We start from the raw sequence: 25389 nt of genomic DNA, 5'->3' as shown, positions 1-25389 counted from the left end.
ATCAAATACAATTATGGCACCGAACAATAACCTACCGTCCATTGAACAGCTGGCCATGACACCGGGCGTTGATGAAGACACCCCGGTCTCGAACCAGCTTTCGCCCAACGCCGCCACGGCGATACAGCCGATCAGCGGCATGTATAAACGAAGCAGTCCATCCCTGCTCCCTGCTTCCAATGGCCAGGGAGAAGACCTGGTGCAGCTAATGGATCTGGCAGCGGCCGACATCGGCATGCGGGAAGAATTGCGGCTCGATGTGGATGGCAGCCTGCCGCAAAATGTGGCCAGCGGCACCATCATTCGCGCGTTGAACTCCAGGGTTCACTGGATCGCCAAACTGATGCAGGAAGGGCCCAATACCTGGCTGGGAACGGTTGTATTCAAAGAAGGGAACCTGGGCGCATTTCCGTATACAAATGTAAAGATCATGGTACGCCGCGCCGGCTCATTACTGCCGCAAAGCACGAAAGTGATCTTCAGCGGCGGCGGAGCGCCCAATGCAGAGCGGGCATACGAATTTGTATCGCCTTTTTTCCGGAAAGTAGAGTTTGAATTTGATTTTGTAAAAGGGGTTACGCCGGCTCTCACAATGGATACGCATGCACATCCCAACCGGCCGGCCAATCTGCCCAAAGAAAAGCTCAGCATTGCCAAAGTCTTCCAGCGGGCAGGCTTCCAGGTCACTGAATCCATGGGCGGCGGTGCATTACCCATTTCAGGCGCGGGCTCAGATGCCAGATGGAGTGATATGGAAATGCACGACGCCATGCAAAAATTCTGGTCAAGATTCAGGAACAAACCTCAATGGTCGATGTGGGTATTCTTTGCTGCCTTACATGAAGAAGGCCAAAGCCTGGGTGGCATTATGTTCGATGACATTGGCGGCAATCACCGGCAGGGAACCGCCATCTTTACGCAATCATTCATTACCCAGGCGCCGGCCAACGACCCTGCTCCGGCAGCCTGGGTGGAAAGAATGAAATTCTGGTGCGCCATTCATGAAATGGGACATGCTTTTAACCTGGCGCACTCCTGGCAAAAAGCCCTGGGCACACCCTGGATCCCCCTCAGCAATGAACCCGAAGCACGCAGCTTCATGAACTATCCCTATAATGTTTCCGGCGGACAAACCGCTTTCTTTGCCAACTTCCGCTACGCCTTCAGCAATAATGAACTGTTGTTCATGCGCCATGCACCTGAACAATACGTACAAATGGGTAATGCCGCCTGGTTCGACCATCATGGTTTTGAACAGGCCAACCTGCTGGCCGAACCCAGCTTCCGGCTCGACCTGAGGGTACAACGCAAAGGAATCAACGGCGTTGAAGCGGCCCCGGTATTTGAATTCCTGGAACCGGTCGTACTGGAATTAAAGCTCACGAATGTTACCGGGCAGCCATTGGTAGTGCCGGTGAAATTGTTATCGCCCAGCCATCACCTCACCGTGATTGTTAAACGCAGAGGCCAGCCGGCGAAAGAAGTGATCCCATACGCCACTTATTGCTGGCAGCCCGAACACAAAGCCCTTCACCCGGGCGAATCGATCTACGATTCCTTATTTACTTCAGTAGGTAAAGGCGGTTGGGATATTGCAGAACCGGGCTACTATACCGTTCAGGTAGCGCTTCACTACCATAAAGAAGACGTTTTGTCGAACCCATTGACCATACGCGTGAAGCCTCCTAAAAGTTACAATGAAGAATTGCTGGCGCAGGACTTTTTCAGTGAAGAGGTTGGCCGGATACTCACTTTTGACGGAAGCCAGGTACTGGAAGGCGGAAACAATGTGGTGAAGGAAGTTATTGAACAGCTGCCGGATTCCAATGCAGCTGTCCATTGCCGCATAGCCCAGGCCAATGCTGTGATGAAGGAATACAAAGGCCTCGTAATACCGGCGGGCGCCGAAGAAGAAATGCAATCGCTGGCGGCATCCAATTCAGCCATTCGTACGGCCGGCGCCAACCTCGATGAAGCCCGCAAACTGCTAAGCAGCATTCTCGATAATCCGGAAGCTGCGGCGGAAATACTGGGTAATATTGATCTTAACTATTACCTCACCCGGTTCAGCAAGGCCTTACAAGAAGAGGGCGAAAAACAGCAGGCCGCGGAAGTGCTCGATACGCTTGCGGATGGACTCACAGCACGCGGTGCGCTCGACAAAGTGGTAGATGAAGTGAAGGAAGCCAGGATGGCTATAGCAGTACCGAAAAGCAACGGCAGCACGAGGAGTGTTGCTAAAAAGAACGGCGATAAAAAAAGCGTACATAAACCGAAACGTAAGGGTTCTTACAAGTAGGATCAGCTGTATAGGAACGAAAGAAGGCTGCCACTTCCAATGTTTGTGGCAGCCTCTTTTTTGTATATCCTGTAATTCTTTATTCAATCATCAGCTTCTTCGTAAACACTGGTTCACCGGTAATGGCATCCGTTCCGGTCACTATATAATTACCACGGGTAGTTATATTGAAAGAGCGTACAGAACCACCCTGCATTTTTACTTCACTGCCGACCATCGTACCGTCTATTCTATACATCCGAACGACTACAGGCTGTTGTAAACCTTTCAACGAAATATTGAATTGTCCTTTTGATGGCACAGGCCATACCATTATTTTCGAAGGTGATTCAACGGTCTCTTCCTTCTCTGTTTCCTGGCGGACTGTTATCTTTTCATAACGGCTGGCAATGCGAATGGTCCGGGTCATAGAGTGGCCTTCCGCATCACTTACTGTAAATGTGATGGATGAAAAACCTTTGCCGAATGGCAGATAGAACAGTTTTCCGTTTACACAACGCCATTGAATGGTAATTCCTTTAACCACTTTATTGATCGTATACACCGGCGAATTGGTGTAACCGCGGGTGAGTGCGGTCAAATCGATCATCATGGGCTTAAAGGGTTGTGCGAAATAATGTGGACCGCCCATGAACTCCAGGTAATCTTCCAGCTGGGTAAATCCATCTTTATCGCGGTCATTATTGGCATCTGAAAAATCACCAGCGGAGGAACGGGTGTCCAGGTGTTTTAATTCTTCCCACCAGTCGGGCAGGCCATCGCCATCGGTATCCCAATCGGGCGCACGATGGGTCTCAGGATACGATTCCCAGCCGCCTACATCAGTTTCTTTATCAGGCAACCCGGGTTTTCCGCTCACACTGCCGGAATAAGTATAGGTGCCCGTTAAGGTTTCATGGATAATGCGAATGTCATGACTGTCGATCATGGGTTGATTGGCACCCACATTCGACAATACATTCTTATATGCATTATACGCTGTTTGCGTATTAACATAGGATGGAAAGAAGGGCGTATCTACAAAAGTCTCATAGTTTATGACGGCACCGTTCCTGATAGTTGTACGGCGGCCGAGGGTCTGTGAATTCTCATCGAACCTGCCGGGCATTACGTTGCCTGCAAAATATGCCTGTTGCGTGCCTGATCCCACCCCTTCATGGTCCATCGACAGGGCCAGTAAATGGCGGCTGGCAGCGCCGGGTTTATAATAATTATTTACAAAATTCACCTGGTGGGCGCCGCCATCGGTAGTGCGGTTATCCCAGTTGTACACCACATTGTTCCTTATATCGAGCCGGCCCGTATAATAGGCATTACCATCCAGGGCGCCGCCGAGGCTCCAGTTACGGCCCGCACAATGCGCCAGCAGATTGTGATGGAAGCTGCCGTTATTTCCGCTGATCGTAGCGGCATAACCGTGTGCCGTACCGGGCGGATAATTTTTATGTCCGGCCACATTCAGGGCTTCGGCCAGCATCGTGCGCTGCAGGGTGATGTTCTTGGCATTGCGCGAACTGAAAGCTTCATCTATTGTCCAGCTTACCGAACAGTTGTCCATAATGCTATGGTTGCCGAGCACGCCGGTTCCATCGCTGGTAACCGGACCGCCTACCCTTATCCGTATATGCCTTACGATAAGATCGTTACCGGTAGTACCGAAGGGCGCACCCTTGATACAAATGCCTTTACCGGGCGCGGTTTGTCCGGCAATGGTTATATAATGCTGGTTAACGGTGAGGCGGCTGTTCAAAGTAATAAGACCCGACACATCAAATACGATCGTACGCGGCCCTATATCATTGGTCACTGCCTCGCGCAGGCTGCCGGGGCCGCTATCGTTCAAATTGGTCACATGCACTACTTTCCCGTGACGGCCGCCACGGGCAAAGCGACCATAACCTTCCGCATCGCTGAACGCCAGGTGCCGGGTACGGTAATACCAGCTATTGCCATGGGTAATATTGCCGCTCGAATCTTCCTGGTCAACGCGCCACCAATAGGTATCCTTGCTGTCCTGGTTACGCGCAATATAAGTAGTTGTAATGCGCCTGCCTTTGTATTGTGGTGAATTGACTGTAGCGGTTGCCACAGCTGCCGAATCGGTACCATAATAGATGTGACTGGCCACTGCATTGGGCGCATTCATCCAGTTGAGGGTAAGTGTACCTTCATCTGCATTCACGTGTTCATCGGTATTTTCAGGCATGGGCTGCCGCGCCTGGTACTGCGGGTTGGCCGTATTGATCTCGATGCCGTTGATGAGAAAGGTTTTATTGTTGCCGCCGCTGGCGGTATCGCCTGCAAACAACATCACTACATCCTGCCCCGCTGTTACGTCGGCATATACATACGCAATAGTCGCTTTGGAAGGAACTATCTCGCGCACTGTTTGCGGCAGGTTATTATATTTCTGTTGGCCGTTCAGGTAAATATCGATCGGCGCAAAACTGTTGGTGGCCGGGTTATCAACATGATTGTGATAGGTAAGAATACTGTGGCGGCCGGCAGGTAGTCCGCTGATGCGCATTTCGATCTGCGCACCGGCCTGCGCACCATCTACCGTAAATCCATCGTTGATAAGCCGCGACAGATAAGGCGCCTGCACATTGGCTTTGTTCCAGGTGGGGCGTAACTGTACGCCGTAAGGGCCTCTGCGAATGAGGGTAATGGTAACGCCATCGGATAGTGAAAGGGAGGCTGTGTCTTTAACGCCCGAGGCGAAGGTCCAGGGAAAATAACCTGGCTCCAATACTTCGGCCGGCGGCCTGCCACTCATATTACAATCGATCTTACATTGAGGAGCCTGCGCAGTGGCAAAACTCCCTGCCAATACGCCTACCAGCAATACGAGTGCATGCCGCAGCTTCCATACCATTTTGTCAAGACAGTACATAAACTAAATTTAATCGTTAGGTATAAATAGTAATTATCTCCAGGCTTTTGGCTGGCAGCATTTAAGTTGGCATTTCGTACAGTGGGTGATTGCCCGGACCGGTGAAGCTTATAAGTGTATCCGGGACGTGTGAAAAATAAAGGTAAGGTTAATTACCATAAGTATACAAACTGGCGACCTGTTTCAACCACAAACCGGTTATAATTTTTTTGAGAAAACCCTAAAATAAAAAAAGGTGTGCCACTCTTTGAAAGTATGGCACACCTGAAATTGTTTGAAGATACGTTACTGAATTTCTTCGTCAGCCACCGCATCGTGCCAGTTTTCCCACATGGGTATGCCGCCATCAAAACCACTATATCCCTCATTCTGGCGAAGGCGGCCGCCGCCATTTGCATTGATGGCGCCCTGCGGTATCGGCCAGTTGATGTTGTGCGGGGCCATGGTGTAAGAACGGTTTTTGACCGTCACTCTGCCCTTGTTGTAAAACTCATTGTAATGTTGAATGCGCTGGTACCAGTAACTGTTTTTCGCCAGGTTCTCCACCTGGTACTGGTTACCCCATTCATCGGGTTTACCGGCAAGGGCCAGGCAATAAGACACCCGGCTCATCTCTACAAAGCGGAACTCTTCCATGTTCAGTTCGCGGGCACGCTCATCCAGAATATCGCCAATAGTCACTGATGAATACAGCTGCGTACATTTTGCCCGCTGCCTGATGGCATTTACATCGGCCGTAGCGCCTGCAAGATCTCCTTTATAGAATTTTGCTTCGGCACGCAGCAGGTAGGTTTCCGCCAGGCGGTAGCAATAGAGATCGCCGGCGCCGCCGCGGTGGTTGGCTTCACTCCGGTTCTGTGTTTCGGTGATGTCTTCAATATAATACTTATAATGCGGCCAGTCGAACCAGTTGCGCACGGTATCAGAACATAACAGGGCGCCGGATGCATTCCGCAGCCGCAGGTTCTTGCCATACCATGCGGTACTGGTGGGGTCATTGTATTTGAGCGAATCCATACGGGCCCAGTTGCCTACGGCGCTGTTATGACGCAGGTCACCGGCGTCGTTAACACCGTTTACATACCACAGTGAATGTTGGTGAAAGAAAGTAGGCCTGATATGCGCAATGCCGCGGCCGATGGCGCTCTTATAATCATATTGCGCCCGGTAAGCGGCGTTGGCAGGTGCGTAAAAACGCAAAGCCTGTTTGCCGTCGGGAGCAGTTGCCGCTATGTTGTCATGAAAAGGAAGCCAGTTACGCATCGAATTCATCTTTACTGCGCTTTCCGCATTGTTCCGGTTGATCATAACCAGGATGTTTTCCCGGTTGGCCGCTATGGCTTTATTTTCGGGCCTGTGCAGGTCCCAGATCACATTTCGGGTTACCGGCCACACATTGGCATACGGACTAACAAACGTGCCGAAATTGTTTGTCATTAATGAATACCCGCTGTGGTTGATGAGGGTATCGGCCTGGGCGATGGCTTTATCCCACTGCGCGGTAGCCAGGTAACATTTGATCAACAGCTGGCGGCAGGCGCCTTTGTTCACCAGTCCTACCAGCGGCATTTGCGCCTGGTTGGGCACCAGCTGTACTGCCTGTTCCATATTTTCTGTAAGCATTTGCAGGATGGCTTCGCGTTTTGTGCTTTGATAATTCACTTTGGGCGACTCCAGGATCCTGGTTACCAGCGGCACATCCCTGAACTTGAAAATCAACCCCATGTAATGAAAAGTGCGGTGGAACAGCGCCCGGCCCTTGTATTCATTTTTAACAGCATCGGATAAGGCCGGCACATTATCGATGTACGTCAGTATAGAGTTGGCATATTTGATACCATTGTAGGTCTGGTCCCAAAAATAACCCGTACGCTCAGGCATATCTGTTGGCGTGAACCGCGTGGCAATGTCTACAAAGATGTTTTGTTCATCTGTTTTACTGGCAACAGCTACATCGGTGAACATATAATCGGTGCTGATGGGAAGCCCCAGGTCTACATATTCGAAATAGGTCCAGTAAGAACGGAGATGTTTGTCGCACATGGCCATGGCTGCATCCAGGCCGCCCTTGGTAGTAAATGTTTTTCCCGGTTCGTACAACGACAGCGGATCGGTATCCAGGTATGATTTCTTACATCCGGCCAGGCCGCCTGTCAGCGCTGCCAGCAGCAACAGCGACTTTGATATCGTGATATGTTTATTATAATTCTTTTTCATTGCGCTTTTCCTTTAGAAATTTACATTTAATCCGAATGAGAAGATCCTGGGCGCTAACCCTGCCCTGTAGGCCTGGTCACTGACCGTTGTATAGGTTTCAACGTCGCCATAAGCCCAGTTTTTGTCTTTTGTCCAGATGGCCGCATTGCGAATGCTGCCGAACAGTTTCACCCGTTCTATACCTGCTTTCCTTACAAGGCTTTGGGGAATGGTATATCCTACCGTTATATTGTCGAGGCGAATGAAGGATTTGTCGAACAGTTTACCGGGCGCATTAACACCTGCAGGACCTTTGCCATCGAGGCGGGCAAAGTCATTATTGGGGCGCTCCAGTGTCCAGTATTCTTTCTTCCAGGTATTCGCCAGGTTCGTGATCAGCGACGTGTTGTTATCCTGGTTCAGGTACAGCCCGATAACACTTTTGTGTCCCCAGTAGCTATACATATTGAACGAGAAATTGAAGTTCTTCCAGGTGAAATCGTTGCGCAGCGACCACATGATAGGGGCACTTGTCTGGCCCAGGAACTCCTTGTCATTATCATTATACCTTGGCGTAACGGTACCATTGGCGTTCTTAACGTCGTCGGCCGTATAGTTGTTGGCCACTTTGGGATCGCCGGGGCGCTGGCCATAGATCGCTGCTTCTGCCGCTTCATCAGCCTGCCAGATCCCGGTTACACGGTAGTTCCAGATAGCGTTTACAGGCTGTCCAATGAACCAGGTGTTCGTGATATCATCCCTTTCCCGGGTGCCGATAACATTTCCCTGGTCATCGAGCACATCGACATACTCGTAGTAAAGATGTTTGATCGTGTTTTTGTATTTGGAAAAATTGAACGTCGTGCTCCAGGTAAAATCTTTGGTGCGGATATTCTGAGCGGATAGAGAGAACTCAAAACCCCTGTTCACTACCTTGCCCAGGTTGGTGGTGATCTGGGTGAATCCGGTAAAGTTTGGTAATCCCCGGTTCATGATCATATCAACCGTGGGGGTAATGTAATAGTCCAGCGTACCGGTAAGGCGGTTGTTCAGGAAGCCGAAATCGATACCGGTATTGAATGACTCGGTCTTTTCCCAGTGCAGGTCTGGATTCGCCAAACGATCGATGCGCAGGTATTTTACCTGGATCAGGTTACCGCTGTTATCGACGTAGCTCATGGACGGTGAGTTGTTTCCGGCTGCCAGGTTGGCCAGTGCCAGATAGGGGTCGTTCAGCGAGCGGTTGCCGTTCTGCCCCCATGACACTCTCAATTTACCCAGGCTCATGGGTTCCCATTTAAAGAACTTTTCGTTGGTGAAGGTCCAGGCGAACGCAGTGGAAAAAAAGTTCGCCCGTGGATTGGAAACACCGAATGCGGAATAACCGTCGCGCCGGAAAGAAGCCGTGAACATGTAACGGTCGTTGAAAGAATAGATCATCCTCGCCAGCATACCATCGGCTGTTTCCTTAATGTCTTCTGCATCGTACGTGCTTTTATTCTTATCGCCGAAAATGGTTTCGTGAAAACCCAGCGCGTCGCTTGGCAGAATGTTACGGGCTTCTACCCTGTCTTTCCACGACTGTCTTTTTTCAGCTTCCTGCACCAGGGTAAGATTCACGCGGTGTTTCCCGAAGTTTTGTTCCATGTTGATGGTATTGTTCAGCGACCAGTCGAACCGGGCGGTTTGTTCACGGTCTACCCGGCCATTGGTTCCGCCCCAGTCGGGATGGGCAGCCGATTCCCAGTACCGCTGGTGATAATACTGGTAACGGGGAGAAGCGTTGAACGAATACGTGATATTGAATGGCAGCTTTACTTTGGCGCTCAGAATGGTGTTGAAGATCGTATAACCCTGGTCGCGGTCAATATACTGGCGGTTAAAATCGAAATTGTAACCGTAGTTATTGATCATGTTGTCACCCTGCGGATGCACCTGCAGGTTGCCGTTATCATCTTTATAACTGGCAAAGGGAGAATTGTAAATGATCTGCCGGTTCCAATCGGCTGCAATATCATTATCGGTGCGGTGCTGAAAGTTGACATTACCACTTATATCCAACCACTTTGTCATTTTGGCTTCCAGCTTCAGGTTGGAACGAACGGCCTTATAATCATTGCCCTCCACTACGCCCTGGTTCGACAAATAGCCAAGCGACATATAATAATTGAGATTGTCACTGGCCCCGGAAGCGCTGAGGTTGTAATCCTGGTTAATGCCGGTGCGAAACGATTGGTCGTACCAGTCGAAGGTTTTACCAGCCAGGAAATTATTCAGCACAGTGCTTTGCAGCAACAGTCTTTTAGCCCAGATCTCTGCATCGGAAATCCCGGGTGTATTGGTGGCAGTGGTATATGCCCTCCACTGATCAATGGTAATGCCGTATAATGCCAGGTTGGCGTCGGTGGGTTCGGCATAATAACCGGGCTGTGTTCTGAAAGCCGATTGATAAGCTTCGTAATTACCGGTTGCCGGATTAATACCGTAAGTTGGCGCCGTATACCAGTCCTGGCGATATTGCATGTATTCGGCACCGTTCATCACCTTGCGGTCGGCGCCCATGGTAACTATGCCCAGGTTAGAGGTGAAATTGAATTTCGGTTTGCCTTTTTTCCCTTTTTTGGTGGTGATGATCAATACGCCATTGGCGGATTTGGCGCCGTACACTGCTGCCGCCGAGGCATCTTTGAGGATGTCTATTTGTTCAATATCATCGGGATTGATCTCTGATAATTCGCCGTAGAAGATCATACCATCGAGCACCAGCAGCGGATCGTTGTGTCCGCCGTCGGTATACACCGACCGTTGACCCCTGATCTGGATGGAGCCGCCACCCTTGGCCGTTGGGTCGAACCCAACGGTAACGCCGGGCGTTCCTCTTATAATGTCCTGTGTTGTATTGGGGTTTTGATCAGAAATCTTATCGGGCCGGATCTGGGTGATGGAACCGGTAAGGTCTTTTTTGCGCACCTGGCCATAACCGATCACTACCACTTCATCCATCGACTTCTGGCTTATTTCAAGCCGGACCGCTAACACGCCGCTGGCCGGCACTTTGATGGTTTGCGAAGCAAAACCGGAAAATGAAAAAGTGATGCTGGCATCCGCCGGAGCCGTCAATGAAAAGCGGCCATTGGCATCGGTAGTAACTCCTTTTGAAGTGTTCCGGATGGTTACAGAGACACCCGCAAGGGGCAGATTGCCGGCATCCACGACGGTACCGGTCACCGTTCTGTCCTGGGCCAGCGAAGCAGGCGGGGCTGAAAGAATGGCTACAAAAAACAAGACAAAACCCCATTGTCTTGTGGGAAACAGGTTAAACATAAAGCGTCGAATTTTCATCATGAGAATTGATTGATAAAAGTTGGCAGTTAATTTCATTCAGGCGACCTGTGAGGTCTGCTTCTACAAACCGTTTATTCAGGACCCGAAGGCGGACCTTACAGGTCGCTGAACAGCATGGGAAAATCTGGGAGGATGGAATTGCCAGTAGGCATTGACATAAAGGGGAGGGTGCACTACCCCGACAGGTAATTTGTCTTTTTTCATACCGCAAAAGTTTTGGTGGCTGCATCGGATGCTGACCGCCTTAATAGTAATATTAATGGCAATATAGCCGGAAGATGGCTGGTAGTGAGGGGGGCAATTTTTGATAAAAAGGGGGCTTTTTTAACCCCTACAGGTACGTCAAACCGATATATATGGTTATTCTACATTTGTAACAAGGTCACTAATAAACATGTGATAAAAAAACTGACGTAGTACACTACGTCCCGGAACGCCTGATAATTTTTTCGTTGATATGGTACTGTTTCCCGAGATTTTTACGGTATCGCTCGATATATTCCGAGGGCCGCATCCCGAACAGGCGGGTAAAATGCTCCCGGAAATGTTTTATATCCGCTATGCCGACATGAAACGCAGTCTCGTTTACGTTGTAATTGGAATTGATAAATAGTTCTGCCGCCTTCCGCAAACGTATAAAGCGTACAAATGCGTTGGCCGGCTGGCCGGAAACCGCTTTGATCTTTTTATTCATTTTGGAGTAGCTCATGCCCAGTTCCTGCGCCAGGGTTTGAATGGTAAACTGGTCATCATCGAGGTGAGCTTCCACAATGGCAATGCAATTATCGAGGAAGGTCTTATACTCGCCGGATACTTTCAAGGTGTTTTGCTGAAGCGTGATCTCGTTGTAAAAATATTTCTGCAGGTTATTTTTACTTTTTATCAGGGCTGTTACCCGGGCTGCGAGCAGGTCTTTATCGAATGGTTTCGTAATGTAATCATCCGCTCCTACTTCCACGCCCTGTAACCTGGCATCATTGGATGAGTTGCTGGTAAGGAGTATCACGGGAATATGGCACAAAGCACTGTCTTCCTTTATAGCCTTGCAAAGCTCGATCCCCGACATGCCCTGCATCACCACATCACTGATAATAATATCCGGCTGATACTGATGCGCCAATGTAAGCCCTTCTTCCCCCGTCCTGCCTTCAAACACCGTAAATTGTTCATTGAACAGGCCGGCCACATACCGCCTGATCTCCGTATTGTCGTCGACTACCAGAATACGTTTGGTTTCCGTGGCCAGGTCGGTAAACACCGTTTGACCGCTTTTACGTTCCTGTTCCTTAGCCGGCGCCTCGGGCAACATTTCTTTCCATAAACCTGGTTCAGCTGCTTCATCTATATACAGTTCGCTGCCGGCACTTGCATGTACGGCAGGCAGGCATACTACAAAAGAAGTTCCCTTACCCGTTTCACTGGTGTACGACAAATTGCCATTATGTGCTTCCACAAAGCGTTTTACCAGGTACAAACCGATGCCAAAGCCGGCCTTGGCGGTATTTGCCTGGTAGAATTTTTCAAACAGTTTATCCTTTGCGCTTTCGGGAATGCCCGGGCCACTATCCTGAATTTCCAGGACAAAATGATCTTCCTCCAACTCCACGTAAAAATGAATTTTTCCATGGTCTGGCGTATATTTAAAAGCATTCGACAATAAGTTATACAGGATGATCTCCAGCTTTTGCCGGTCGGCCTGGATGTATGCTGACCCTGCTGTTGCGTACATCTGGTAATCTATGCTTTTAGCCACAGCGAGCTGTTCAAAGGAGGAATATACTTCTTTTACCAGTTTGCCCAGGTCGAGCTGTACCAGCTTCAGATTGTCTAACCCGCTATCAGCTTTTTGAAACAACAGCAATTGATCCACCAGGCCAAGCATCCGCCGGGCATTGTGATAGATCAATTGCAGGTCGTTATCGTCGTTTCCTGCGTTTTGCCGGTTCTTCAACAGGTCTTTGAGCGGATTTAAAATAAGGGTGAGCGGCGTTCTGAATTCGTGAGAGATGGTGGTAAAGATCACGCGTTGTGCTTCGAGTTCTGCTTCTTTTTTTGCCTTTTCTGCATTTGCCCGTGCCAGTTCGGCTTCCCGTCTTTGTTTTTCGGCTTTTTCATTTTCTTCGTTCAGGCGCAGGATCTGTAGCTGGTACTCCAAACGGGTTTGCCGGGTTTTATAACGCAGGTATAAATACAGTGATACGGCGGCCAGACAAATATAGACCAGGTAACTATTTGCACTCAGCAGGCTGATCCTGGCAATACCCGGATCGCCGGCTGCCAAAAGCGGATTGGCAAAATAGAGGGCAAAAAGGCAGGCAATGTAGTACTTACAATCTCTCATGTGTTTTCAAATGATAAAACCCAAATTACAAATTCCAAGATCCAAATAATAAAACCCAAATCACAAATTCCAAGATCCAAATAATAAAACCCAAATCACAAATTCCAAGATCCAAATAATAAAACCCAAATCACAAATTCCAAGATCCAAAGGATAAAACTCAAATCACAAATTCCAAGATCCAAATAATAAAACCCAAAGCACAAATTTCAAGAACCAAATAAATCTCAATACTGGGACTAGAATTTTATTATTGGTGCCTGACATTTAAATTTTGGTGCTTATTTGATTCTTGAGATTTGAGATTTGGAGCTTATTTGGTTCTTGAGATCTGAGATTTGGTGCTTATTTGGTTCTTGAGATTTGAGATTTGGTGCTTTGCTCTTGAGATTTGGTGCTTAAAAAAGGCTACCAGTTACTGATAGCCTTTTACAATGTTGCAACTTCTTGCTAGAAAATATAGTTGGTACTCAAAAAATTACTCTCATGATCCCTGACGATGGTATTGAGCAGGTTCTTATTGGATTCTGTTATTTTAGCTGCCACCAGTGAACGGATGGAGAATGAGCGAAGCGCGTCGAATACGGATAACGTGCCTTCTGCACTGTCCTTTCTTCCGGTGAAAGGGAAAATATCCGGTCCGCGTTGTGCCTGGCAGTTAATATTAACGCGGCTTACCAGGTTTACAAAAGAGTCGATGAGTTTTGCTACTTCGGTTGGTTCTTCACTGAAAATACTTACCTGCATGCCATGTGAGGCATTTACCTGGTAATTGATCGGCTCTTCAATAGACTCAAAAGGCACCACGGGAACGATAGGGCCGAACTGTTCTTCATGATACAGTTTCATTTTATCGTTAACCGGGTATACTACCGCCGGAAATACAAAAGATGCTTCCTGCAGGCCACCATTTTCATTCATTACTTTGGCGCCTTTGGCAATTGCATCGTCTATACAATCTTTCAGATAAGCAGGTTTGTTATCTTCGGGCAGCGGTGTTATCCTTACGCCGTTCTCCCAGGGCAAGCCGGGTTTCAGCGCACCAACAGCTGCCGACAATTTTTCTGTAAATGCGGCAGCCACTTCTTTTTGCACGAAGATCAGCTTCAGGGCCGTGCAACGTTGTCCGTTAAAAGACAGGGCGCCCAGTATACATTCATTTACTGCAACATCGAGATTGGCGTTTTTGGTAACAATAGCCGCATTTTTCGCGTCCAGGCTCAGGATGGCGCGTAAGCGGTTCACTTTCGGGTGTAACTTCTTAAGTCCGTTAGCCACTTTGCTGGAGCCAATGAAAGCCAGTACATTCACTTTACCGCTTTCCATGATCGGTGAAATGATCTCTGATCCCCTGCCGTATAAGGTATTTACTGTTCCCTTTGGAAATGCTTCTTTAAAGGCGTTCAGCAAAGGATAGTGCGCCAGAACGCCGTGTTTGGGCAATTTAAAAAGTATGGTATTACCCATGATGAGGGCCGGAATAAGGGTAGTGAATATTTCATTCAACGGATAGTTGAAGGGGCCCATACTCAACACCACACCTAAGGGCGCTCTTCTTACCTGGGCAATAGTACCCTCGGCCTGTTGAAAACGGGATGATTCCCTGTCATGTTCTTTAAGCGCGTCAATAGTGTCATTTATGTATTCAACCGTACGGTCGAATTCCTTGGTGGCATCTGCCAGTGTTTTTCCAATTTCCCACATCAGCAGTTTTATTACCAGGCTTCTTTGCTGGATCATCAGGTACACAAACTTCTGCATGCATTGGATGCGTCCTTCTACCGACATAGTAGGCCATTCCCCAAGGCCGTTATTGTAAGCCGCTACAGCTGCCTCAAGCGCTTCCAGTGATTCTTTCGGCGTGGTATTCGGAATGCTGCCCAGGAGCTTTTTCTTCAAGCCGGTTGGCGTGGGTACACATACCGGGGAATAGATATTGGTAACAGGACCATTCCAGGGAACCAGTTCTCCATTCAATAAATACTCGCGCTGATGGATCTCCGTAACCTGGTATTCTGCTGGTATACTGCTTTCGTCTTTAAAAATGGGCGGTAAGGAACGGTTGCTGGTGTTCTGTTGCTGCATGGTTGATTGATTTTCGTCTCTTATTAAAATTTTTCAAATTTAGTGCAGGATAAGGCGAATGAAGTTAGGATATAACAGGATCTTTTCAAATGTAGTTTAATAAACAGGAAGATATTTGATGAAACGATAATAATTGTAAATAAAAAAGATGAGCCGGTTCTGGCTCATCTTTTATCTGCTAGAGTATTTTACTTAACTGTTTCCTGCTGGTGTTTCCATAGTTCCTGGAAGACGGGGCTGTTCTCACGCAGGTAGGTAAAACTTCCTTCCGCTACCACCCTGCCCTGCTTCAGCACATAAATGTAATCGAACTGGTGCAACAGGTGCAGGCGGTGCATAGAGGAGATCAGCGCTTTATCTTTGAACGCAGCAAACATTTTCTGGTAGATCATTGCTTCTGTCCTGGGATCAACGCTGCTGGTGGGTTCATCAAGTAACACTACTTCACTTTCCCGCGCTGCCAGGATACCACGGGCCAGCGCCAGCCGTTGTTTTTGTCCACCCGACAGGTTCACGCCTTTTTCCCGGATATCCGATTCCAGCCCTTTGGGCAGTTGGTTAATCACATCGGTGAAATGAGCGCTTTCACTCACCTTCATAATTTCGGGATCGGTAAAAGGCAGTCCCAGCGTGATGTTATAAGCAATGGTATTTTCAAAGATCTCCGGCTCCTGCGGGAACAGGGTAACGGTTTCATTGATGGTAGCCAGCGGAAAGGGTTTGCCATCTACCGTCAACTGCATGCCAGCTTCGGGGTTATACAACCCTCTCAATAACGACAACAGGGTACTTTTGCCGCTGCCGCTTTCACCGATCAGGGCAATCCTTTTTCCGCGGCCGATGGTGAGGTTCAAATTATGCAGGCTCTGCGGTGCATGATCACTGTCGTATTGATGGCGATGGGTGAAGCTCAGGTTCCTGATCTCGATGGTCTCCCAGTCTTCGGGCAGGTCACTCGGTTCGTCGGGCCGATGTTGCTCCTGGTAGGCCTTTTCTATTTTGCGGGCTGTTTCAACATGGGTGTTGTACCGTACGATCTCCGTGTATTGCCAGGCCACATCGTGGAATACGGTGGTGAACTGGTTCACAAAGCCCAGCAGGGTTACCAGTCCCGCAATGGGGAACACCTCGCCAGACCGCCAGTTCTGGTATACAAAGCCCGCAGCGATCACCACATAAATGAGGGAGACCATCATATCGGCCACAAACCATTTCCATTCATTGATCACCGCATTTTTTCTGAATGGCCGAACGATCGACTGCACTTTGTGCAGCAGGCCGCTTTCCATGCTTTTTTCGAGGCGTAGCGTTATCACCGTCATGATATTCGAGAGGCTGTCGAACAAAGTGGATGAAACGACGTGCTCGCGTTCGTTCACTTCGTCGAGCGTTTTAATGAAAGGTTTGTCGAATTTCATGATCACTGCTATGGTGAGCATACCGAGCAGGATGCCAATGCTGCCAAACAGCGGCGAGAAATACAACATCGCTGCCACCGAGAACACCATTTTGGCCAGGGCATGAACGTACATGAAACCTTTATCGAAAAATTCTCTCAATGCTTCATACGCTTTCCGGATGCGGTTGATGGTGGAACCGCTGTGGTGGTCCTGGTGCCATTTAACCGGCAGGTGCAGCGCCTGGTGGTAACGTTCCATCAGGAAGTTGCGGCTGAGGTTGAAGGCCAGCTGACGCTCCATGATCCGCGCCGGCCCATGGAAGCACCATTCCACGAACTTCATTCCAAAATAAGCAATGGCGTACAGCAGGGCATAATAAAAGACCTGCCGGGTATCCTGTTGGATCTTTCCAATGAACCAGCCGAACAGAATGGGGTTCAGCGAGTACATCACATTGGCAACAAGGAATAATGTATAGATAAGTACGTATTTCTTTCGTTCATGGCGTGCATAATGCCATGCTGTTTTCAATAACGAGATATATGGATTGGGCATTTAGCTACAAATGAAAAGTAATTAAATAGGGTTTCTTCCTGGTGGTTGCCGGAAGTAATGGATCGGAGCGTGCTGCATAAGGAATACAGCGTAAAGATCCTGCTACAACTTAGTGATGGTAGGTCATCAGAAAGGAAACTTTCATTTTTTGTGGTTTACAATAGAGAACAAAGGTCCGGAAAAATTTCCATTCAGGGAACAGGAAACTAATCGTACCAGCCAAAAAACTGGCTGTAACCGGCCGTGGACCTAACAAGTGTCAGCAAAACAGCCGGGGCTTGTCCGGTGCGGGTAATGGCCCGTCGGTGCTGGTATTTCAACAAGGGTATAAGTGCTAAATGTGTATTCCACTCTACAGCACCGCTATAATTCTCTGATACCCATTAAGCTTTTGCAGGGCATAAATTATGCACCATTTGTATTTAACCAAATTGTTTGAAATATGAGATGGATAGCAACGAAGACCCATGGATATTTAGATTATATCATGGGTATGCTGCTGATAGCAGCACCGTGGATATTTGGTTTTGCCAGAGAAGGCGCCGAAACCTGGGTACCGGTAGTATTGGGAGCTGGTGTGATCCTGTACAGTTTCATGACTGACTATGAACTGGGACTAAGCCCGGTACTTTCCATGAGGACGCACCTGATGCTTGACCTGATCGGCGGTGCTTTACTGGCCATTTCACCCTGGCTGTTTGGCTTTGCTGATTACGTTTGGCAGCCGCACCTGATATTTGGTATCCTTGAAATCGGTGCTGCTTTAATGACAAAACTGGTACCGAGTGTCGAAAAAAGACACCAGTATCACCCGCATCAGCGTCATACAACAGCACATTAAAACACGTCGGAGGAAATTTGTGAAGCCGTCCGGGCCTGGGCCCGGACGGCTTTTTTTCACTATTTGTTACATCATCAACTTACTCAGAAAATCATTTTTCCGGCGTTGTGACACTTCGAGCTCGGTGCCATCAACCATGATCACAGAGCCGCCTTTTCCCTTTACATAAGTTTTTATAAGTTGCAGGTTTACGATCACGCTGTGATGAATGCGGCAGAAATGGTTTTGGATCAGCATCTCTTCATAATGGCCCAGGTTGCGGGACGACAGGATCTTTGTACCATCGGCCAGGAAAAAAGTGGTATAGGTATTATCCGATTTACACCAGATAATATTGTTCAACTCAACAAAATCAAAACCGTTTAATGTAGCGATATTTATTTTTTTCAGCTGCCTATTTTTCTGCGCCAGGTTATGGAGGAGCACATCTACCGTTTGCTGCCATTTTCTTTCCTGCATACGCGTACGCACGCGTTCCATGGTTTCTTCAAACTCATTCATGCCGAGGGGCTTTAAGAGGTAATCAACTGCTGAAAATTTAAAAGCATCCATGGCATAATTATCATAGGCAGTAATAAATACCAGTTCAAACTGACGGTTGGTGAGTTTTCGCAATACGTCGAACCCCGTGCCGTCGCCTAAACGTACATCCATGAAAACGAGGTCCGGCTTCCTGTCCTCAATCAACTGCACGGCATTCCCTACATGACTGGCGGTGCCCGTGACCGTGAGGTCTGGCGCCAGTTTGGCAATAAAATCATTTAATACATACAGGCAATGCGCTTCATCTTCAATAATAACGGTGTTGATCTGCATATCTTACAAATGTATTAATGGAAAGGATAAATGTATTATGGTGCCGCTGCCTGTCAAACCGTCCTGTTGTTTATCGGTGATGCGGCAAATGATGGGGTGCTTTTGAATGGCATTGATGGCATCGATCCGGCGACTGGTTATGCTTGTACCCATTGATGTATGATCGTTGTTAACAGGCTGTTTGTGCCTGGACGCATAAATGCCAGGGCCATTATCTTCAATAATGAATTCAACGTACTTACCTGACCGCTTTATTTCAACCGATAAAATGCCGGTACGATTTTCCAACGGGGCAATACCATGAATAATGGCGTTCTCCAAAAAGGGTTGTACGATCATGGTGGGCATGGAAAGATCGTCCTGCTTTAAATCCTCCGATATGGTTAGCCGGTAGTCGATTCTTTCGCCTAACCGCATTTTTTCCAGCTCCAGGTACAGCGACAGCAATTTTATCTCTTCGCGTAAAGAGATGGTTGAATGGGTGCTGTATTGGAGCGTTTGCCTGATAAGTGTTGAAAATTTATGTAAATAGGCATTCGCGTTGCGCATATCGGCCCGTAAAATATGGTATTGAATTGAAGTCAAACAGTTAAAAATGAAATGCGGATTCATTTGGGCCCGCAGCGCCATCATCTCCAGTTCATGCACTTTTCTTTTCAGGTTGTATTCCTGCTCCCGTTTTTGTTGCCGACGGCGATAATAGAAAAAGAAAGCTGCCCCCAGTACAGCCGCTAATATTATATATGTCAGTGCCAGGAACCAGGTGGTCTTGGTGAACGGCGGCGGATGCAACACTACAACACGTGCCGGGCGCTCGCTGCGAACACCCCACCGGTCCACCGCACGCGCTTCAAAAACAAAGGTTCCGTAAGGCAGCATAGGAAATTCAATGATGTTGTTCGGAGTATTGTTCCAGGCACTGTCGGTACCCTTTAACCGGTATTCATAATTCATGCTCTTACCGCTGCCATAAGAGATCCCCGCCAGTTCGATCAGCAATTTTCCTATGGAATGATGTACCCGTATCGTGTCTGTTACCGGCACGCTTTTTTTGCCTGTGCTGATGTAGTTTATGTTGATCAGCGGGGGCATACCCGAACGGCTGATATAATTTTTGGAAAAATAAGAGATCCCTTTGGCTGTAGCAGCCCATACATAATCACCGGCCACTACTGTTTGGTTAACGTCGTTAGTTGTCAACCCGTCTTCCTCGGTAATATTACTTACGTTGTATTGCAAACCGCCTGGCACCCGGTCATAATTGATCCTGCTGATCCCTTTATCAGTAGCTACCCAGGCAATATTGCCGTCGAATGATACCTGCTTGCACATATTACCAGACAAGCCATTTCCCTTTTTGATACTGGTGACGGCGGAAGCTTTCATGATCACGATCCCCTGCTGGGTGGATATCCATAATGACGAATCAGGGGCAACATCGAGGTGATTGATAATGCCCCTTAACTCCGGGTATTGCTGCCCTACCTTACTCACTTTACCCTGCGTGTATTGATACAGGCCATTCAATGTGCCCCAGTAAAGATGGTTCTTCAGTCCGGTTAAACAGGTTACCCGGTCGCCGAACATTAAACGCGTTATTCCACCGGCGGGGGTAAGCGCAAACAGGCCCATGCTGGATCCCATAAACAATCCGGAATCAGGCGCCAGGTATATTGCTTTTGCAGATGAACTGTTCAGCCTGTTTATCTTTTTGGGAGCAACTTTGTATAACCCGTTGTCAGCGCCTACTAAAAAAGTAAATGGTTGTTCTAATGGCCATACCTGCAATACCCTGTTGTTGTTATTCTGCCTGCTCCAATTGGTAATGGCCCTGGTACTCAGATCAGCATGATCAATTTCCAAAAGATCACCACTGGCAAATCCGGCGACAACTTTGGAAGGGTGACCTTTACCCACACTCAGCACATGCTGATTTGTTTTATGGGAAGGATCTGAAAAGTGGTAGAAGTCAAGATTCGGTAAATAATAAACCCCCTCGCCCTGGGTGGTGATCCAATACCCTTTTTCATTGTCTTTCAGTACTGCCGTACAAAAAGTAGTGTTGAAATATTGCTGTACCCGGCGATGCCGGCTTAGAAAGTTGGTGATACGTAACAGGCCGCGGCTTCGGGTGCTGATCCATAAGGTGGTATCGTTTTCACAAAAAAAGGAACTGATATCGAGGGCGTGGTTCACCTGTAAAGCCTTCAGTGAACTAACAGGCACCATCTTATATGCATCGGCATAAAAAACAGTATCGCTTAAAATGAAAACGATCCCTTTTTTATCGCTGGTCAGGGTGGAAAATGAACTTTTTCCGAAGGGGCTCATATTGGCAGTGTAATCCCGTTTTATCCGAAACAGTTTGTTGGTGGCAGCTGTTTTTACCTGTAGTGAAAAATAGTGTTGATCGAGGAAAGAGAAATAAAAATTAATGCCTGCAGGTGAGGCAGTCCTTAACGCCGGCCAGTTGTTGATTATACGATCCTCATTTTCTTTCATATTTGCCGTGAACTTCCATTTACCGGAAATGTTAGGCGACATATAATAACCGGCATACGTTTTATGCGCTTCAAAAGTGGAAGCAAGAAATACCATGTCGGCAGACAAGGCATCTTCCATTATGGCAATGACCCCCTTGCATTCATCGAACCGCTTTATGACACCATTGTAATAAACAGCAGGGATCCCCATGAATGAAAGGAACCAGATATTATTATGCTTATCCAGGTACAGTTTTATAATATCATTATCCGGCAGGCCCTCTTCTTTGGTAAAATTCCTGAAAGTTCTGCCATCGAAGCGGCTGACACCCTGACTGGTGGCAAACCATATAAACCCATTCTTATCCTGCAGTGCATCGTAAACAACGGAGCCAGGCAGGCCGTCTTTTACCGTAAATTGTTTGTACGTGAGCTCCTGGCTGTGAACAGGAAGGACTGAAATAACAAAAAGCAGCGTAAAAATGAGGTTTCGCATGAAGAGGCTAAGGCATATTAATGAGGGAGCAAAAATAATTATAAAGAGCGATCCTTACTGCCGCTCATGATCACTTGATGCAAATGAGTGGTAAATTCCGGGGAATTAGCCGAACATGATCTTCACCGTTTGGTAGAATAAACGGCTTTGCAGGTGTTGTGCCTGCTCGCTAAAGCCCTGCAGGCCGAAAAGGCCGGCAGCATTGCCTTTATTAATGGCTATTTCAAGGTAACCGGCGGCATTGAACAGGGCCAGTTTTTCGCCTTCGGGTACATCGGCATAGGTTTCGGCGATCTTATCGATCACTTCGTTGCGTTTGAAAACGATCTTGAACTTTCGCCCTTTGCGATGTTCCTCAAATTGTTCGCGGGTGATATTCACTACGATATTTTCAAAATGATCAATAAAGATGATCTGTCCTTCCATCCAGTTCTCGCCGAACAGCGGGCGCAAATGATTTTTTTCAATAAACGGAACATCGGGCAAACCTATATCCTGTAAGCGGGCGCCGGCATGCAGCCGCTGAATGGCTTCGCCCATTACCTGGGTGCAATAGAGAGTATTCTTGATGGCCCTGGGATCGAGCGGCAGGCCGATGATCATTTCAGGTTTATCTTCGAGGATCATGGTGAGCAAACCATTATCGGCGCATAAGATATACTGCTCCTGGTGCCAGGCTAATAATAGCTGCTCCGGCTTTTTTTCAAACAGGTTGATCAGCAATAAGTGAAAAGTGTGGGAAGGGAATTGCTTTATGGCATTACGGCAGACATACGCCGCCTGCGGATAATTGAACGGCGAAATGGTATGGGAAACATCCACCAGGGTAAAACCAGGGTTCACCTGCAATAACTTGCCTTTTACTGCACCCACCAGGTAGTCTTGCATACCAAAATCAGAAGTGAGGGTTAGTAAAGGCATTCGAGCGTTTAAGAATTAAAATTACAGTTGAGAAATAAAAAATGTTTGAACGCACCGGCAGGCGAATGAGAGATGGGATCATCCATAAACTCATTTGACACTACTTGGTAAGCTCATTATTTTTAAAAAAGAATTTATATACGAGCTTGTCGGTCAGTGATGGGAAGAGTTTGTTCATAAAGATGGTTCTTTTACCATTGAAGGTAAGAACCAGGGTACGCTTCCGGTTTTCAATGGCTTTCAGGATCTCGCGTGAACATTCCTGGGCGCTCATGAGGCTGGCCTCATCGAGGGGCGATTCACCCTGGGGCTTACCCTGTTCGTTCAGCGCTACATTTCGGATATTCGAAGCTGTAAAGCCGGGGCAAACCCACATAACATGCACACCGGAGTGTAATAACTCGGTACGAATGGCTTCTAACCAACCCTGCAGGGCAAATTTGGAAGCCGAGTAGGCAGCGCGGCCGGGCAGACCGCGGTAACCGGCAATGGAAGAAACGCCTACAATGGTTCCTTTACGTTCTAAAATGGAAGGTAACGCGTATTTGGTGCAGTACACGGAACCAAAAAAGTTGATGTCCATTACTTTTTTGATCACTTCAATATCGGCATCGTTAAACAAAGCGCGCATGCTGATGCCGGCATTGTTGATAAGGATGTCGATACCACCGAACGTTTTGATGGTGGATTCAATAAAGCGCCGGCAGTCGGCTTCTTTACTTACATCGCAGGTGATCGTGTGCAGCATCACGTTGGCATGCTGCAGTTGAAGGGTATATAATTTATCGTAATTGCGTGCACAGGTAGCCACTTTGGCTCCCGCGGCAATACAAGCGTCAACCAAAGCCTTTCCTATACCGTCGCTTCCACCCGTAATAGCTACAACCTTATCTTTTAAAAATGACATAGCGTTACATTTGTAATCACAAAAATAGCGGAGTTGCTGTTAATTTTTTAATTTTCTGGTTATTACGATTATAGATTAAAATTAGCAGGGCCCTGCTTTATTCAGGAACAGACCTTGTTCTTTCCGACATAAGCCATAACCTTTTCAACCCGTTAGTAAACAAGCTGTTATTCATTATTACCTTTTTGTGAAGTACTACAGAAGGGATTAAACGAAAAAGGCAGGTATTTCTACCTGCCTTGTGATCCCGCTGGGACTCGAACCCAGGACCCCAACATTAAAAGTGTTGTGCTCTACCAACTGAGCTACGAGATCTCTTTTTCAAGTAAACCAGTGATTTGAAAGTTGAACACCCGGCTAATTTAAGATAAAAAAAAGGCTATCAATTTTGATAGCCTCTAGTGCTTTTGTGATCCCGCTGGGACTCGAACCCAGGACCCCAACATTAAAAGTGTTGTGCTCTACCAACTGAGCTACGAGATCAACCTTATAAAAACTTATATTCTTTTAAGATCTTACCCAAAATAGATTCCAACTCCTTCATTCTCTTTTCTTTGACCGTTTTTTGTACCGGTGCGTTTATTTTGGGAGTGCAAAAATAGGGGAAATCCAAATGCGGCCAAATTTTTTAGAAAAAAATCCTAAACTATTTTCTGTCATTGATATGTGTGCACCTTTCAAAAAAAATTTACAGCCTGTCCAATTACAACAACCCTCGCTCATTATTAAAGTGTAATTCAATTATTCACTTTACAATTTAAATGATGAAACAAAGGATCAATGCTTTGGAAAAAGGAAGCGAGGCACTGAAAGCGCTGTATGGCGTAGCTGTATATCTGGCAAAATCGCGGGTGGAAAGCAGCCTCTTAGACCTCATCTATTTCAGGGTATCACAAATCAATGGCTGCGCATTCTGCCTCGATATGCATTCAAAAGACCTGCGTGCGAAAGGCGAAAGCGAACAGCGCCTCTATGGACTGGCAGCCTGGCGGGAAGCTCCCTATTATACCGACCGCGAACGGGCAGCCCTTGCCTGGGCAGAATCTGTTACTAATGTACAGGATGGCCATGTACCCGATGAAGTATATGCGCAGGCACGTCAACAATTCTCAGAAGAAGAACTGATCGATCTGACATTAGGAATAACGACCATCAATAGCGCCAATCGCCTTAATATTGCTTTTCGCACTGAAGCCGGAAACTATCAGCCGGGAAAGTTCAGGTTGTAAGCAATTGAACATAATTTTAACATCCGCAAAATTCAAAAAGCATGTATGAGTTCGCGTTATTGTTCAGACAGGAAGATTATGACTACAGCAAAGTGAGCCCGGAAAAAATGAAAGAGCTTGCTGTAAAATGGCAGCAATGGCTTGGGCGCATTGCAGACCAGGGAAAGCTGAGTAATAGCGGTCTTCGCTTTGCACCGAAAGGAAAAGTGCTGAGAGCCGGCGGTATTGTTACCGATGGCCCTTTCGTTGATATTAAGGAAATGCTGGGCAGTTTCATCGTTGTAAGCGCCAGCGACCTCGAAGAGGCCCTTGCCCTGGCACATGGTTGTCCGGCCATTGAAGAAAACGGCAGCGTGGAGGTAAGGCCGCTGTTCGCTGGAAATTTCACATAGCGTATGCCGGCCATTGAGGCGGATCAACACAGCGCCGATAGCTCTATTAAGATGATTATGAAACGATTACGGATGAGTTAATATATTTTCACGTAGTCATCAAAACCGGAAAGCGGCTACCAGTAATGGCAGCCGCTTTTTTATACGCGATACTACTTCCTGCAGGCTCTTCCTGCAGCCCGCAATCATC

14 protein-coding genes and 2 tRNA genes are annotated in these 25389 nt (G+C 47.6%); 4 read left to right on the top strand and 12 right to left on the bottom strand.

The window, feature by feature from the left end:
- Positions 1–13 precede the first annotated feature (13 nt).
- On the top strand, positions 14–2299 hold the full coding sequence (locus JUB15_RS17800) for a zinc metalloprotease (RefSeq protein ID WP_207513854.1): 2286 nt from the start codon (positions 14–16) through the stop codon (positions 2297–2299).
- Between the two features lie 79 nt (positions 2300–2378).
- Here the strand turns inward: JUB15_RS17800 and JUB15_RS17795 are convergent, their stop codons facing one another.
- The 6 genes from JUB15_RS17795 to JUB15_RS17770 all read right to left on the bottom strand — a co-directional run bounded on the left by JUB15_RS17795 (position 2379) and on the right by JUB15_RS17770 (position 17114).
- Positions 2379–5192, bottom strand: a complete 2814-nt coding sequence (locus JUB15_RS17795) for a T9SS type A sorting domain-containing protein (RefSeq protein WP_207513853.1) — start codon at positions 5190–5192, stop codon at positions 2379–2381.
- Between the two features lie 285 nt (positions 5193–5477).
- Positions 5478–7409 (bottom strand): RagB/SusD family nutrient uptake outer membrane protein, encoded by a 1932-nt coding sequence (locus tag JUB15_RS17790; RefSeq protein WP_207513852.1) that lies wholly within the window; start codon positions 7407–7409, stop codon positions 5478–5480.
- A 12-nt stretch (positions 7410–7421) separates the two neighbouring features.
- The gene (locus JUB15_RS17785) at positions 7422–10712 is read right to left on the bottom strand and encodes a SusC/RagA family TonB-linked outer membrane protein (RefSeq protein ID WP_207513851.1); all 3291 of its coding nucleotides are present in this window, start codon (positions 10710–10712) and stop codon (positions 7422–7424) included.
- 442 nt (positions 10713–11154) lie between these two features.
- Entirely contained in the window at positions 11155–13074 is a 1920-nt protein-coding gene (locus tag JUB15_RS17780; protein WP_207513850.1) for a hybrid sensor histidine kinase/response regulator transcription factor, read from the bottom strand.
- Between the two features lie 450 nt (positions 13075–13524).
- The gene (locus JUB15_RS17775) at positions 13525–15159 is read right to left on the bottom strand and encodes an NADP-dependent glyceraldehyde-3-phosphate dehydrogenase (protein ID WP_207513849.1); all 1635 of its coding nucleotides are present in this window, start codon (positions 15157–15159) and stop codon (positions 13525–13527) included.
- A 188-nt stretch (positions 15160–15347) separates the two neighbouring features.
- On the bottom strand, positions 15348–17114 hold the full coding sequence (locus tag JUB15_RS17770) for an ABC transporter ATP-binding protein (protein ID WP_207513848.1): 1767 nt from the start codon (positions 17112–17114) through the stop codon (positions 15348–15350).
- 442 nt (positions 17115–17556) lie between these two features.
- On the opposite strand from JUB15_RS17770, the gene JUB15_RS17765 reads away from it, so the two are divergent.
- Positions 17557–17955, top strand: coding sequence for an SPW repeat domain-containing protein (locus JUB15_RS17765; protein ID WP_207513847.1), 399 nt, complete (start codon positions 17557–17559; stop codon positions 17953–17955).
- Between the two features lie 66 nt (positions 17956–18021).
- On the opposite strand, the gene JUB15_RS17760 is transcribed toward JUB15_RS17765, so the two are convergent.
- The 6 genes from JUB15_RS17760 to JUB15_RS17735 form a co-directional block, all read right to left on the bottom strand.
- Entirely contained in the window at positions 18022–18771 is a 750-nt protein-coding gene (locus JUB15_RS17760; RefSeq protein WP_207513846.1) for a LytR/AlgR family response regulator transcription factor, read from the bottom strand.
- A gap of 3 nt (positions 18772–18774) precedes the next feature.
- Positions 18775–21750: a sensor histidine kinase gene (locus JUB15_RS17755; protein ID WP_207513845.1), complete on the bottom strand. Its 2976-nt coding sequence runs from the start codon at positions 21748–21750 to the stop codon at positions 18775–18777.
- A gap of 105 nt (positions 21751–21855) precedes the next feature.
- On the bottom strand, positions 21856–22671 hold the full coding sequence (locus JUB15_RS17750) for an SAM hydrolase/SAM-dependent halogenase family protein (protein WP_207513844.1): 816 nt from the start codon (positions 22669–22671) through the stop codon (positions 21856–21858).
- Positions 22672–22771: 100 nt separating this feature from the next.
- Positions 22772–23578: an SDR family oxidoreductase gene (locus JUB15_RS17745; RefSeq protein WP_207513843.1), complete on the bottom strand. Its 807-nt coding sequence runs from the start codon at positions 23576–23578 to the stop codon at positions 22772–22774.
- Positions 23579–23820: 242 nt separating this feature from the next.
- Positions 23821–23893, bottom strand: a tRNA-Lys gene (locus tag JUB15_RS17740).
- 95 nt (positions 23894–23988) lie between these two features.
- Positions 23989–24061 (bottom strand) — tRNA-Lys (locus JUB15_RS17735).
- A gap of 281 nt (positions 24062–24342) precedes the next feature.
- On the opposite strand from JUB15_RS17735, the gene JUB15_RS17730 reads away from it, so the two are divergent.
- Together JUB15_RS17730 and JUB15_RS17725 are read left to right on the top strand one after the other, a co-directional pair.
- Positions 24343–24807 carry a carboxymuconolactone decarboxylase family protein gene (locus JUB15_RS17730; protein ID WP_207513842.1) on the top strand — a complete coding sequence of 155 codons (465 nt, stop codon included), beginning with the start codon at positions 24343–24345 and terminating at the stop codon, positions 24805–24807.
- 41 nt (positions 24808–24848) lie between these two features.
- On the top strand, positions 24849–25199 hold the full coding sequence (locus tag JUB15_RS17725; protein ID WP_207513841.1) for a YciI family protein: 351 nt from the start codon (positions 24849–24851) through the stop codon (positions 25197–25199).
- Positions 25200–25389: the final 190 nt, after the last annotated feature.

The organism is Longitalea luteola (genome assembly GCF_017356035.1).
Taxonomy (GTDB): Bacteria; Bacteroidota; Bacteroidia; order Chitinophagales; family Chitinophagaceae; genus Niastella; species Niastella luteola.
This window is presented reverse-complemented; position numbering and strand designations above follow the sequence as displayed.